The organism is Pseudomonas sp. LPB4.O, from assembly GCF_038383825.1.
In the GTDB taxonomy this organism is placed as follows: Bacteria; Pseudomonadota; Gammaproteobacteria; order Pseudomonadales; family Pseudomonadaceae; genus Aquipseudomonas; species Aquipseudomonas putida.
This window is the reverse complement of sequence record NZ_CP151298.1, coordinates 835,594-848,067: the sequence shown is the minus strand read 5'-3', so window position 1 is coordinate 848,067 and position 12,474 is coordinate 835,594. Positions and strand designations below refer to the sequence as shown.

General features: G+C 50.9%; 13 protein-coding genes and 1 tRNA gene. 13 read left to right on the top strand and 1 reads right to left on the bottom strand.

What is annotated here, in order from left to right:
- Nucleotides 1-3 precede the first annotated feature (3 nt).
- From lolB to MRBLPB4O_RS03800, 11 genes are all read left to right on the top strand, one after another.
- On the top strand, nucleotides 4-621 hold the full coding sequence (gene lolB / locus MRBLPB4O_RS03850; protein WP_341797552.1) for a lipoprotein insertase outer membrane protein LolB: 618 nt from the start codon (nucleotides 4-6) through the stop codon (nucleotides 619-621).
- 4 nt (nucleotides 622-625) lie between these two features.
- Nucleotides 626-1,486, top strand: coding sequence for a 4-(cytidine 5'-diphospho)-2-C-methyl-D-erythritol kinase (gene ispE / locus MRBLPB4O_RS03845; RefSeq protein WP_341797551.1), 861 nt, complete (start codon nucleotides 626-628; stop codon nucleotides 1,484-1,486).
- Nucleotides 1,487-1,506: 20 nt separating this feature from the next.
- Nucleotides 1,507-1,581, top strand: a tRNA-Gln gene (locus tag MRBLPB4O_RS03840).
- A gap of 47 nt (nucleotides 1,582-1,628) precedes the next feature.
- The gene (locus tag MRBLPB4O_RS03835; RefSeq protein ID WP_003247410.1) at nucleotides 1,629-2,570 is read left to right on the top strand and encodes a ribose-phosphate pyrophosphokinase; all 942 of its coding nucleotides are present in this window, start codon (nucleotides 1,629-1,631) and stop codon (nucleotides 2,568-2,570) included.
- 118 nt (nucleotides 2,571-2,688) lie between these two features.
- On the top strand, nucleotides 2,689-3,282 hold the full coding sequence (locus tag MRBLPB4O_RS03830) for a 50S ribosomal protein L25/general stress protein Ctc (protein WP_063423720.1): 594 nt from the start codon (nucleotides 2,689-2,691) through the stop codon (nucleotides 3,280-3,282).
- 79 nt (nucleotides 3,283-3,361) lie between these two features.
- Nucleotides 3,362-3,946 carry an aminoacyl-tRNA hydrolase gene (pth, locus tag MRBLPB4O_RS03825; protein WP_016501511.1) on the top strand — a complete coding sequence of 195 codons (585 nt, stop codon included), beginning with the start codon at nucleotides 3,362-3,364 and terminating at the stop codon, nucleotides 3,944-3,946.
- A gap of 24 nt (nucleotides 3,947-3,970) precedes the next feature.
- Complete coding sequence (gene ychF / locus MRBLPB4O_RS03820) at nucleotides 3,971-5,071, top strand: redox-regulated ATPase YchF (RefSeq protein ID WP_043204081.1); 1,101 nt, start codon at nucleotides 3,971-3,973, stop codon at nucleotides 5,069-5,071.
- Nucleotides 5,072-5,191: 120 nt separating this feature from the next.
- Nucleotides 5,192-6,451, top strand: coding sequence for a site-specific integrase (locus MRBLPB4O_RS03815; RefSeq protein ID WP_341797550.1), 1,260 nt, complete (start codon nucleotides 5,192-5,194; stop codon nucleotides 6,449-6,451).
- A 19-nt stretch (nucleotides 6,452-6,470) separates the two neighbouring features.
- Nucleotides 6,471-8,177, top strand: a complete 1,707-nt coding sequence (locus tag MRBLPB4O_RS03810) for a site-specific integrase (protein WP_155951175.1) — start codon at nucleotides 6,471-6,473, stop codon at nucleotides 8,175-8,177.
- Nucleotides 8,174-10,195 (top strand): hypothetical protein, encoded by a 2,022-nt coding sequence (locus MRBLPB4O_RS03805; RefSeq protein WP_155951176.1) that lies wholly within the window; start codon nucleotides 8,174-8,176, stop codon nucleotides 10,193-10,195. The genes MRBLPB4O_RS03810 and MRBLPB4O_RS03805 overlap by 4 nt, the downstream gene beginning before the upstream one ends.
- Nucleotides 10,182-10,610 carry a hypothetical protein gene (locus MRBLPB4O_RS03800; protein WP_155951177.1) on the top strand — a complete coding sequence of 143 codons (429 nt, stop codon included), beginning with the start codon at nucleotides 10,182-10,184 and terminating at the stop codon, nucleotides 10,608-10,610. Before MRBLPB4O_RS03805 ends, MRBLPB4O_RS03800 begins: the two co-directional genes overlap by 14 nt.
- Nucleotides 10,611-10,642: 32 nt before the next feature.
- On the opposite strand, the gene MRBLPB4O_RS03795 is transcribed toward MRBLPB4O_RS03800, so the two are convergent.
- Complete coding sequence (locus MRBLPB4O_RS03795; RefSeq protein WP_341797549.1) at nucleotides 10,643-11,152, bottom strand: hypothetical protein; 510 nt, start codon at nucleotides 11,150-11,152, stop codon at nucleotides 10,643-10,645.
- Nucleotides 11,153-11,240: 88 nt separating this feature from the next.
- Between MRBLPB4O_RS03795 and MRBLPB4O_RS03790 the strand changes: the two genes are divergently transcribed.
- Together MRBLPB4O_RS03790 and MRBLPB4O_RS03785 are read left to right on the top strand one after the other, a co-directional pair.
- Nucleotides 11,241-11,528, top strand: coding sequence for a helix-turn-helix transcriptional regulator (locus tag MRBLPB4O_RS03790; RefSeq protein ID WP_025755034.1), 288 nt, complete (start codon nucleotides 11,241-11,243; stop codon nucleotides 11,526-11,528).
- Nucleotides 11,529-11,960: 432 nt separating this feature from the next.
- The gene (locus tag MRBLPB4O_RS03785; RefSeq protein ID WP_081735854.1) at nucleotides 11,961-12,350 is read left to right on the top strand and encodes a DUF2384 domain-containing protein; all 390 of its coding nucleotides are present in this window, start codon (nucleotides 11,961-11,963) and stop codon (nucleotides 12,348-12,350) included.
- Nucleotides 12,351-12,474: the final 124 nt, after the last annotated feature.

The following is a 12,474-nucleotide window of genomic DNA, read 5'->3' as shown; positions in this document are numbered from 1 at the left end:
GCCATGTTTTTGCGCCATTGCATCACCTTCACCCTGATCGCCCTGCTGGCCGGCTGTGCCGGCTTCGGTAGCCGCGAAGCCCTGCAAGGTCACGGCGACCCACAACAGTGGCGGGCCCATAAAGAGCAGCTGAGCAGCCTTGATGGCTGGCAGATCAACGGCAAGGTCGGGATCCGTGCCCCGCGCGACTCCGGCAGCGGCACGCTGTTCTGGCTGCAGCGCCAGGACTATTACGACATTCGCCTGGCTGGGCCGCTCGGCCGTGGTGCCGCACGCCTGACCGGCCGACCCGGCGGCGTGGTGCTGGAAGTGGCCAACCAAGGCCGCTTCGAGGCCACCAGCCCGGAAGCCCTGCTGGAAGAGCAGCTTGGCTGGCAGTTGCCCGTGTCGCACCTGGTCTGGTGGGTCCGCGGCCTGCCCTCTCCCGACAGCAAGAGCAAGCTGACCCTGGACGGCGACAGCCGCCTGGCCAGCCTCGAGCAGGATGGCTGGCAGGTACAGTACCTGAGCTACACCGAGCAGAATGGCTACTGGTTGCCCGAGCGCCTGAAACTGCACGGCAAGGACCTGGACGTGACCCTGGTGGTCAAGGACTGGCAGCCACGCCAGCTGGGGCACTGATCACATGCAGAAAATCACCCTGCCCGCCCCGGCCAAGCTCAACCTGTGGCTGCATATCATCGGCCGTCGCGCGGATGGTTATCACGAGCTGGAAACCGTGTTCCAGTTTCTCGACCATGGCGACGAACTGAGTTTCGCCGTTCGTGACGATGGCGTGATCCGCCTGCACACCGAGATCGAGGCCGTGCCGCACGACAGCAACCTGATCGTGCGTGCCGCCCGCAAGTTGCAGGAACAGTCCGGCAGCCCACTGGGCGCCGACATCTGGCTGACCAAGGTACTGCCCATGGGTGGCGGCATCGGCGGCGGCAGTTCGGACGCCGCTACCACCCTGCTGGCCCTCGCCCACCTGTGGCAACTGGACTGGGACGAAGACCGCCTGGCCGCATTGGGCCTGAGCCTGGGCGCCGACGTACCGGTATTCGTACGCGGCCATGCGGCGTTCGCCCAGGGCGTGGGCGAGCAACTGACCCCGGTCAACCCGCACGAGCCCTGGTATGTCGTGCTGGTGCCGCAAGTGTCTGTCAGCACAGTAGAAATTTTTTCACATCCACAGTTGACACGTGATTCCCTCCCCCTTAATATGCGCCCCGTTCCCGAGGGAAACAGTCGAAATGACTGCCAACCGGTGGTAGAGCAGAGTTATCCAGAAGTTCGCAATGCGTTGAATTCACTGGGTAAATTCACTGAGGCTCGACTAACCGGCACTGGAAGTTGTGTGTTTGGGGCCTTCCCAAACAAAGCCGAAGCTGATAAAGTTCTGGCCCTTCTTTCAGCGACCCAAACAGGGTTTGTGGCGAAAGGAAGCAATATTTCGATGTTGCATCGCAAGCTGCAAAGTCTGGTCAAGAAGTCGAGCGCATAAGCGTTCGCAGCAACAGATACAGGGGCGTCGCCAAGCGGTAAGGCAGCAGGTTTTGATCCTGCCATGCGTTGGTTCGAATCCAGCCGCCCCTGCCATTTTCCTATACTCATCCAGGTATACCCTCAGCCTTCAGGTACTGCGCGTGTCCAAGATGATGGTCTTTACGGGGAACGCTAACCCCGATCTGGCTCGGCGTGTCGTACGTCAGCTGCATATCCCTCTCGGTGACGTCTCTGTCGGTAAATTCTCCGACGGCGAGATCAGCACTGAGATCAATGAAAATGTTCGCGGTAAAGACGTTTTCATTATTCAGCCGACTTGTGCCCCGACCAACGATAACCTGATGGAACTGGTAGTGATGGCCGACGCCTTCCGCCGCTCCTCAGCATCCCGAATCACCGCCGTGATTCCTTACTTCGGATATGCCCGCCAGGACCGCCGTCCGCGTTCGGCACGTGTAGCCATCAGCGCCAAAGTTGTCGCTGACATGCTCACTGTCGTAGGTATCGACCGTGTACTCACCGTCGACCTGCACGCTGACCAGATCCAAGGCTTCTTCGATATCCCCGTCGACAACATCTACGGCTCGCCCGTACTTGTCGATGACATCGAAGACCAGCGTTTCGAGAACCTGATGATCGTCTCCCCGGACATTGGTGGTGTCGTGCGCGCACGTGCCGTTGCCAAGTCCCTGGGCGTCGACTTGGGTATCATCGACAAACGCCGCGAGAAGGCTAACCACTCCGAGGTTATGCACATCATCGGCGACGTCGAAGGGCGCACCTGCATCCTGGTAGACGACATGGTCGACACCGCCGGCACCCTGTGCCACGCGGCCAAAGCCCTGAAAGAGCACGGCGCTGCCAAGGTTTACGCCTACTGCACGCACCCTGTTCTGTCGGGCCGCGCGATCGAGAACATCGAGAAGTCGGTACTGGACGAGCTGGTGGTGACCAACACCGTTCCGCTGTCCGCCGCTGCTCAAGCCTGTGACCGTATCCGCCAGCTGGATATCGCACCGGTTGTGGCTGAAGCGGTCCGCCGCATCAGCAACGAAGAATCGATCAGCGCGATGTTCCGCTAAGCGGAACGCGTGTTGATGTGAAGCGCCCCGCCCCAACATGTGTTGGGGCGGGGCTTTTTTGCCATCCCCGTTGGCGCTGGTCGCAAACGCCTTCGGGGGGCTATTTTGGAGAAACAAAATGACTGATTTTATTCTGAACGCCCAAGCGCGTACTGACCTGGGGAAAGGTGCGAGCCGCCGCCTGCGTCATGCGCTGAGCATCCCGGCCGTTGTCTACGGTGGTGATAAAGAAGCTCAATCCCTGACCATCGTGGCCAAGGAAATCACCAAGCTGTTCGAAAACGAAGCTGCTTTCAGCCACGTTATCGAGCTGAATGTTGACGGTGTCAAGCAGAACGTCATCATCAAGGCCATGCAGCGCCACCCAGCCAAGCAGTTCATCATGCACGCCGACTTCGTTCGCGTTGTTGCTGGCCAGAAACTGACCGCTGTTGTTCCAGTGCACTTCATCAACGAAGAAGCACCGGCCAAGAAAGGCGGCGAGATCTCCCACGTTGTTGCCGAGATCGAAGTTTCCTGCGAAGCCAAAGACCTGCCTGAGTTCATCGAAGTTGACCTGGCCAACGCCGAAGTCGGCACCATCATCCACCTGTCGGACCTGAAAGCTCCGAAAGGCGTAGAGTTCGTAGCTCTGGCCCACGGTGATGACAAAGCTGTTGCCAACGTTCACGCTCCACGCGTTGCTCCAGAAGCAGAAGGCGCTGCCGAGTAATCCACTCGCACGCCGGCGTTGATCGGGTTACAGTGCCGCGCGCACTGTAACCCACCAACTCCAAGGAAGAGCCCCTGACGTGACCGCCATCCAGTTGATCGTTGGCCTGGGTAATCCCGGCCCCGAATACGAACAGACCCGGCATAACGCAGGGGCTCTTTTCGTTGAACGCATTGCCAGCGCCCAGCGTATTTCGCTTACCGCTGACAAAAAGTATTTCGGCCTGACGGCTAAATTCAGCCATCAGGGCAACGACGTTCGTTTGTTGATCCCCACCACCTACATGAACCGCAGCGGCCAGTCCGTAGCGGCCTTGGCCAATTTCTTCCGCATCAAGCCGGAAGCAATCCTGGTGGCACACGACGAACTCGACCTGCCTCCGGGCGTTGCCAAGCTCAAGCGCGGCGGCGGCCATGGTGGGCACAACGGCCTGCGCGACATCATCGCGCAGCTCGGCAACCAGAACGACTTCCACCGCCTGCGGCTTGGCATTGGCCACCCGGGCGACGCCAAACTGGTCTCCAACTTCGTCCTGGGCCGCGCGCCGCGCGCCGAGCAGGAGAAGCTCGACGCCAGCATCGATTTTGCCCTCGGCGTGCTGCCGGACGTGCTTGCCGGCGACTTTGCCAAGGCGATGCGCGAACTGCACAGCCAGAAGGCCTGATTTCCTTTAGAGAGGGGAATACCCATGGGTTTCAATTGCGGCATCGTCGGCCTGCCCAACGTCGGCAAGTCCACCCTGTTCAACGCCCTGACCAAGTCTGGCATCGCGGCGGAGAACTTCCCTTTCTGCACCATCGAGCCAAACAGCGGCATCGTGCCGATGCCCGACGCTCGTCTGGCTGCGCTGGCTGAAATCGTCAAGCCAAACCGCATCCTGCCGACCACCATGGAATTCGTCGACATCGCCGGCCTGGTTGCCGGTGCCTCGAAAGGCGAAGGCCTGGGTAACAAGTTCCTCGCCAACATCCGCGAGACCGACGCCATTGCCCACGTGGTGCGCTGCTTCGAAGACGAGAACGTGATTCACGTTTCCAACAGCGTCGACCCCAAGCGTGACATCGAGATCATCGACCTCGAACTGATCTTCGCCGACCTCGATAGCTGCGAGAAGCAACTGCAGAAGGTTACCCGCAACGCCAAAGGCGGCGACAAGGAAGCCTTGGCGCAAAAGGCCATTCTGGAAAAGCTGATCCCGCACTTCACCGAAGGCAAGCCTGCGCGCAGCCTGATGAAGAACATGGCTGACGACGAAAAAGCCGTCATCCGTGGCTTCCACCTGCTGACCAGCAAGCCGGTGATGTACATCGCCAACGTCGCCGAAGACGGCTTCGACAACAACCCGCACCTGGACGTGGTCAAGGCCATCGCCGAGGAAGAAGGCGCGGTAGTGGTGCCGGTGTGCAACAAGATCGAAGCAGAAATCGCCGAGCTGGACGACGGTGAAGAGAAGGACATGTTCCTCGAGGCCCTGGGCCTGGAAGAGCCTGGCCTGAACCGCGTGATCCGCGCCGGTTACGAGCTGCTGAACCTGCAAACCTACTTCACTGCCGGCGTGCAGGAAGTGCGTGCCTGGACCGTTCGCATCGGTGCCACCGCACCGCAAGCAGCCGGGGTTATCCACACCGACTTCGAAAAAGGCTTCATCCGCGCTGAAGTGGTGGCCTATGACGACTTCATCCAGTTCAAGGGTGAAAGCGGTGCCAAGGAAGCCGGTAAATGGCGCCTGGAAGGCAAGGATTACATCGTCAAAGACGGCGACGTGATGCACTTCCGCTTCAACGTATAGTTTGCGGTCATTGACAGTCACCCCACCTGTGCCATGCTATGGACATAGTGACTGATCAACTGGAGTAAGGTGTGATGGATGTGCATCCGCCTTACTCCCCACTCCCTAGCTGGGGGGCGCATGGCTTTTCTCGAGTCTGTGAATTTTATCCCCACTCATGCATGTATTACCCATGACAAGCTCTCATGGGTGCCTGATGTCATACGCAGCCCAATCCCATCCCTTCCTCAAATCTTTTGGACCACCGGTGAAAGCTGGCGCGAAGTTAACCTGTGGGTTCTTGAAAAGATTTATAACGATCATGCTAGCGTTGCAACTGTTCTCAGCTTGGTTAAACACCTACACGCGTATGCAAACTTCCTCGAAGATCAATTGCTAGATTGGCGTCATTTTCCTATAAAGCTGTCTGAGCGTGCTACAGTTCGTTTTCGAGGTTACCTGATAGACAAAATAGAAGGTGGCGACCTGGCCCCTAGCACAGCGCGCTCCCGAATCACCGCTGTTATCCAATTCTACAAATACGCATCAGATCAGCGCTTCGTAGAGTCTCGCAACATTTGGCGCGACCGCATCATTACTGTGCGATATTTCGACACTGCGGGATTTCCCAGAGCCTTGCAGAGAATGTCTACCGATTTAGCGATCCCTAATCGAGTAGCACCAGTTGTTCGGCTTGAAGATGGTCTCCTACCCCTCAGTGATTCAAATATGACCGAGTTACTGGAGTTAACACTTGCGGTAGAAACCGAAGAAATGCATTTGATGCTCTCATTGGGATTCTTTACCGGAGCACGCCTTGGCACAGTTTCAAGCCTTACAATTGAATGTCTCGAACAGGCACGCCCGGATGCATATATCGAAAACATCTACTTAGTACGAATCGGCCCTGGAACCGGAGTAGCTACAAAGTTCAATGTATCAGGAGAGCTACTGATACCGAAAGCGCTATTTGAGGCTTTGAAGGCATATGCTTATTCGATAAGACGCCTGAAGCGCGAATCTAGAGCTTCGCCTAATGTTCGGTCGCTTATTTTCTTGACTAGCCGGGGCAATGGCTACAGCAAAACAGCTATGGGAGTTTTGATGTCATCACTGAGGCGAAAGGGAGTAAAGCATGGGCTAAAATTTATGTCAAAATTTAAGTTTCATCAAACCCGAGCAACTTACGGAACATGGTTAATGAAGCTTGCACTCAAGGTCGCGCCCACAGGAGCCGCGATTGAATTCGTAAGAAACGCAATGTTTCACAAACACGAGTCTACTACTTTTAGATATGTAAAATTTATTGAGTCTACGAAAGGTAAACAAGAGGCTGCCAAAGCATTCCATGAAGCATTCAGCGGATTGCATGAAAGAAAATGGAAGGAGTTCATCACTTAGTAATACGGTTACCCCAAGCTTGAACTTTCCGACCGTAGCATTTGGTGAGAGAGAAACTCCCTGGGACCTCACAGCCCTTTTGTACATCGGCGGTGCTGGCGCACCTGCTAGAGAAGTTCAGACGCTAATTTCAAGCGGCAAGTTAGGACAACCAGTGAAGCAAAGGCTTAGCCTCGTTACCAAAATACACCAAGCAATTAACGATCGACTGGTGGGTGGCGGAAGTAAATGGACGGCCGAGTCGGCAATCACTCAAATAAGGAAACTTTTTCAATGGGCTGATGAAGAAGCAAGAATACTATCCTTAGAGAATCTTCAAAGCGAGTTTCTCGCTTGGTCTGACTTTGTACTATACCGTTGGCAAATTGCTAAATCCATTAGCCAAAGGTCAGCATACTGCAATGTATCTGCCGCCGCCTATATACTTGATAGCGTCCTGGAAAGAACCACACCACTGATTTCTATAACGCGATTACGGATGCCATCCCTTAGGCCGAAAGCCACCAGTGCTGCGTCAGAAAAACAGAGTTTAGAGAATACATTCGAGTTTGGTTTCTTCCTTCAAGATATTTGCGACGCTTTAAGTGCAGACATCGTACTGAAGGGCAATCTGCCTATCAGCATACCGCTGCGACGTGGAGGAAAACTCTTAGAATGGTCTGGCTACCCACACCCTAAAGAAGCAACTTATTATTTATCATTAGACCCAGCCAAACTGGATAAAATTGCGTTAAAAGCACGAAATAAATCAATCCGTAATCTCCAAGCCTGGCAAAGTGAATCGACTCAGAAAACCCGCCACCCATTATTAAACAGAAGGATAGAGGCTGAACTTCTTATCTTCATTAGCCAAACCGGAATGAATTTATCGCAAGCTCATAAGTTACAACTTAAAAACTTTTATTACTCAAGCCATTTGGACGGCTACCAAATTCGTGACAGGAAAGCTCGCCGGGGAGGTGAAGTTTTATTCGACATTTACTCTGAATACAAGCCTCATTTCGAGCGATATTTAGCGTGGCGCAAAACTCTTTTCCCTGAGCGCAAAGAGCTGTTCCCTCTAGTACGCAAACACGGTCGAAACTTCCAAACAAAGCCTCAATTCACTATACGCACCGTCTGTAAATCAATTGGACTTAAGTTTATCCCCCCGCAGACCTTAAGGCACACTCGAGTGAATTGGTTATTACGGCGCACAGGAAACCCTAGTGTAACTGCAGAGATGGGGCAACATACTAAGGAGACATTACTGCGCGTTTATGAGAAACCTAATCAACAACAAGCTATCACTGAGATTGTTAGTTTCTGGAATAGCTTTGATCCAACCATATTGAAAAAAGTCGCGGTAGCCCCAGGACATTGCAACGGCGTACCTGCACGCGTTGACTCAGATGTAGCAACATTAAAGCCAGATTGTCTACGCCCGTCAGGCTGCTTTTGGTGCGCCCATCACCGTGATATAGACCGAATGGATTATCTTTGGGCGCTCACAAGTTTCCGACACTTAAAAATAATTGAGCTATCAAAATGGGTGCCGCCTAGCAATAACGAAATAACACACCCAGCGAAAATTGTGATTGTAAGGATTTCAGATAAGCTTAAATGGTTTGGCGAGTCGAGCAATGAAAGAAGTCAGTGGTTAGGTGAAGCTTTGGCTCGAGTGGAAGAAGGGAATTATCATCCAGATTGGAGAATGCTCATCCATGCGATGGAGGGTCAGCCATGATTTCATCTTTAAATATTTTCGGACTACGTCATCATAATGATTGGTTAGACGATTCAAGAAAATCCTACCGACCTCCCCACTGGCCGCCTCCATCAGACTGGGTGGTGAGCGAAGACAGAGAGGGGAAAGTTTTTTCATATTGGGCAGATTCGGTTTGGAATCTTTCACCTTGGGCAGGAAAAACTTTCAGCATTAGTTTTAGTGACAACCCTAATAACCTTAAGAAAAATGAAACTTTAATAGATAGGGCAAATGCAGATATTTTGAGGCTAATCTGCACCTGGCGCATTTGGGGCATAAAATCTTGCAACAGTGCAAATGGGTTTCGTTCAATTTTCTTCATTTTAAAACAAATAATCACGACATGTAGCATTAACAATATTACTGCGAGCAACCTATCAAACTTCCCAAACTTGATAGATAAAATCGCTCAACAAATCACTCCGAGCAGTCGGTCTAAACTGATACTTGAACTTCATCGCCTGCTAGACGCTTCACAATATCTAGGCTTCATTCTGATCGACAGCAAAGGAATCCAAAGATTATCTCAACTAGACAGATATGAAGATCATCAGCAGACAGCCTACATTCCAGCACGGATTTGGACCTACATTGTTCTTCGGTTCAGCGCTTGCATTGAGGATTATTTAGCGAACTTAGACGATATAGAGAATTGCTTTGAACACTGCCTACGATCATACCAAAAAAACACAAATGCTCTTGCAGGAAATAGACGAAAGCAAAGTGCTGGGCCATTTAACAGAAGAAAAAAACCTGGCACCAACTTAGAAAATGGAAGCGATTTTCATGGACATTTCGGCAAAACCGCTGAAAAATTCAGAATAGATTCTTTATTAGAGAAATGGGTAGAGATCCGGCAATCTGGTATGTCAATATTACATCTAACCTCTTACATGGGTCTGGTTCAGACAGTGTGTGCAGGATATATCGCTAGTTTTACACTGCAGCGTATTGATGAGGTTGGTTCGCTTCGCTATGAATGCTTGCTCTGGGAAGAAGATGGTTACCTAGGTCGCATCTTAACAATAGTTGGATCTACGACCAAGACTGACCAAGACTCAGACGCGCGGTGGATCACAACCCCAAACGTTGAAAAAGCAGTTAGAGCTTTGAAGTCCATCTGTAAGCTTCGCATGCTGTGCAACACGACTGCTAGCCAGCATGACAGAAAGAATCCGTATTTATTTACCGCCACCCAAATTCCGTGGTCTACAAAGAAGTCGGGAATATCTGCTTCTCGTGTAAGGTTACAATGTGGCGCTGCGCTAACTCGGCGATACAGTAAATTATTTGACAAATGTCAAATGCTTATCACATCTGAAGACCATACAGTAGCTTTAAAACTCACGCCAAATTTAAAAAATAGCTCAAAATTCGTCGTAGGCAATATTTGGCCCTTCACCTGGCATCAATTACGGCGTACTGGCGCGGTCAATATGTTTGCAAGTGGCGTTATCTCTGATTCCACATTACAGTTCCTGATGAAACATGTCTCACGTTTGATGCCACTGTACTATGGCCGAGGCTACACCAAGCTATTACTCAACGAAGAAACCTCTTCGCTTGTAGTCAAAACAATGTATGAAACCATGGCTCTTCGTATCGAAACGGCGATGGGTGATCGATTCATATCTCCACTTGGAAAGGACAATAAAGATATTACTTTAATAAATTTGATCGGCTCCAAGGATATAAAGCAGCTAACGAAAGCGGCAGAGCGAGGAACAATCTTTTTCCGAGAGACTCTCGCTGGAGCTTGCACCCATCGAGGGGTTTGCGAATATGGAGGAATCGAATCGATTTCGCGCTGCGCCGGCAGCGATGGAAATGGACCTTGCCCGGATGCACTTTATGACCGCGAAAAAATCCACAAACTTTCCCAACAGCTAGAATATTTAAAATTAGAAGCTGATAAAATCCCTTCAGATCAACCTCGCCACCAATCCCTTGTAAGCGAAGCTCTTGGCTTGGAGTATATTTTAAATGCCCTCAAATAATCTAAATACTACTGCAGAGGAACGCTTTAGAGAAGCTTTTAACCGTCTAAAGCTGGGAAGACCCAATGTGTTAAAACCTTCAGCGTTGGTTTCTCAAAATAATGTCGCGAAGGAGGCCGGCTGTGATCCCAGTGCACTGCGAAAAAGCCGTTATCCATCCTTAGTGCGAGAAATCCAAGCGTACGTCGACATTCAAACTAATCAGGCGATATCAAAGCGCAAGCTCGCAGAGAAAAAAAGAAATATAATCTCGCGGCTAAAGTCGAAAATTGAAGCGCTCACTCTTCAGCGGGATCATGCTCATTGTCAACTTGTTACGGCGCAAGAATTAATTATTGAATTGAGCGATGAACTCACAAACCTGAAAGAGAAGCTACATCAATTTGTACCTTCCCAGCCAAATACAAAAAAATAGATAGATGATATACTCACAAACATCTACAAAAGCTAATGTTTAGATCCATATATTTCGGCAATGAACCTTGTCAAAAACCCTGCCGTTGCAACCTGATAATCCTCTAGCTCTTTATCACCTTGAGCATTTGCATTAGATGCTTGATAGATGCTTCGCATACTAGTTATTTTTTCTTTAAGTAGTTCTTCCCCATCTGCGAAAATCCTGCCCGAAGGAGTTCTATAGGCGTAGACATCTTTTAGATACCCTTCCTCTCGTACAACGACCCTCATGAAGTCCAATATTGGTTTAACATGCCATTTTCCTTCATCAAATAAACAGGGCGGAAGAGCTATATGAAGCCCTACTACTACCAGGTCGGCGTTCGGGCGGTCCAGCCTGTTAAGCAGGTCAAGTACGGCTTGACCGTTTTTGAATGCCTGTATTTCGATTACCTCGTCGATGCTGTGAAGATTGATGAGACAGGCAATCAGAATCGTTGACTCTCTCGATAAATCAATGGCTTCAGCCAACGTTTCCAGCGTTACTAGCAATCTCGTCATAGGACCTCCTCAAAAATGAACACTATAGATTGTAGCGCTATAGTATTCAAACAGGCTTGATAATTCCTTTTGTGGATCTGAAACGCAAATGGAGCTCAAGCTAGCTATCGGTCAAACGCTACGTAGGGTCAGGACAGGTCGGGGCCTCACCCAGGAAGATTTCAGTGACGTGAGCAGTCGAACCTACATAAGCACATTAGAGAGAGGCTTGAAGAGCCCCACCCTAGAGAAGCTGGTTGAGCTAGCTTCCACAATGGATGTGCACCCGCTGAGCTTACTGACAGAAATATTTCTGTTAGCGGATAACGAATCCGATGTGGAAGCGCTCTTTTCCAAGGTGAGACGGGATTTAGGGGTTACTAGGCTTAACCAGTGAAATTTTGCCCGACCCACCCTTTAGAAATTCAGTTACCGTAGGACTCCGATGGCCATTGGCTAGCTAAATATCCCTAACTCAGGTTTCCTGCAGAGTTCCATCGTGGAACTATTTCGACCCTGGCGAGCCGACCTGGAACATCCTTTAACTCAGCAGATCCTGGGTGAACCTATGCCCTAAACGTTCGACACATCCGATCGCTGTCCAGAGGTCGACGTATAGCGTAGCCTAGGCTAGTGCCTCACAGGTCCAGCAATTTTCGAATAAAGGTAGGTCATGGATCCTGTGAAAGCGACGCGATGGTTCTGACCCGGACCAGCCATTCGGCCCGGGTCGGAGGACTGTAACGCTAGAGCTTTCAAAGCTGTGAAAACCTACCCATACTTTCGGTAGCAGTGTGTACATTTATTTATCAGAGTAGGGAAAATCCATATGTCAGATGTAGAAAGCCTTAGCCCAGCGTTTTCAACAGTTGGCTTGAAGGTAGCGCTTCGGATCATTGATAGCTGGAATGCATCACCTAGCCAGGCGTGCCAGATTCTTAGAATTTCACCCGCTGCATATGAGCTCGCTACATCAGGGAAAAAGGACAAATTCATGCTGAACACTGACCAACAACAACGTATTAGTTTAATACTAAACATCCATACTGCGCTTCGGGCTGTTTTTAGCAATCCAGAGAACGTCGTCGCATTTCCGGGTCTAAAAAATAACAACCCATTTTTTGAAGGTCGATCGCCTCTTGAAATAATGTCTCGAGGTGATTTTAACTCTCTCCATGAAACTTATAAGCGAATTAATCAACTGCGCTTGCCTCTATGACCTGCAGCGACATATATTCAAGCTCGGCAGGCATACTCGATCAAGAGCCTTTCCGAGCGCCCCTCGAACCTAGTGGTCTAAATTTAATACTTGGAATTTTCTCATCTATAGTGAGGGCCATGTA

Bases quoted from the DNA above. Each gene is read 5' to 3' on its own strand.
- ispE (WP_341797551.1), top strand. From the start codon at position 626: ATGCAGAAAATCACCCTGCCCGCCCCGGCCAAGCTCAACCTGTGGCTG.
- MRBLPB4O_RS03800 (WP_155951177.1), top strand. From the start codon at position 10,182: ATGCCCTCAAATAATCTAAATACTACTGCAGAGGAACGCTTTAGAGAA.
- MRBLPB4O_RS03795 (WP_341797549.1), bottom strand. From the start codon at position 11,152: ATGACGAGATTGCTAGTAACGCTGGAAACGTTGGCTGAAGCCATTGAT.
- MRBLPB4O_RS03805 (WP_155951176.1), top strand. From the start codon at position 8,174: ATGATTTCATCTTTAAATATTTTCGGACTACGTCATCATAATGATTGG.
- MRBLPB4O_RS03830 (WP_063423720.1), top strand. From the start codon at position 2,689: ATGACTGATTTTATTCTGAACGCCCAAGCGCGTACTGACCTGGGGAAA.
- ychF (WP_043204081.1), top strand. From the start codon at position 3,971: ATGGGTTTCAATTGCGGCATCGTCGGCCTGCCCAACGTCGGCAAGTCC.
- MRBLPB4O_RS03815 (WP_341797550.1), top strand. From the start codon at position 5,192: ATGGCTTTTCTCGAGTCTGTGAATTTTATCCCCACTCATGCATGTATT.
- lolB (WP_341797552.1), top strand. From the start codon at position 4: ATGTTTTTGCGCCATTGCATCACCTTCACCCTGATCGCCCTGCTGGCC.
- MRBLPB4O_RS03790 (WP_025755034.1), top strand. From the start codon at position 11,241: ATGGAGCTCAAGCTAGCTATCGGTCAAACGCTACGTAGGGTCAGGACA.
- MRBLPB4O_RS03785 (WP_081735854.1), top strand. From the start codon at position 11,961: ATGTCAGATGTAGAAAGCCTTAGCCCAGCGTTTTCAACAGTTGGCTTG.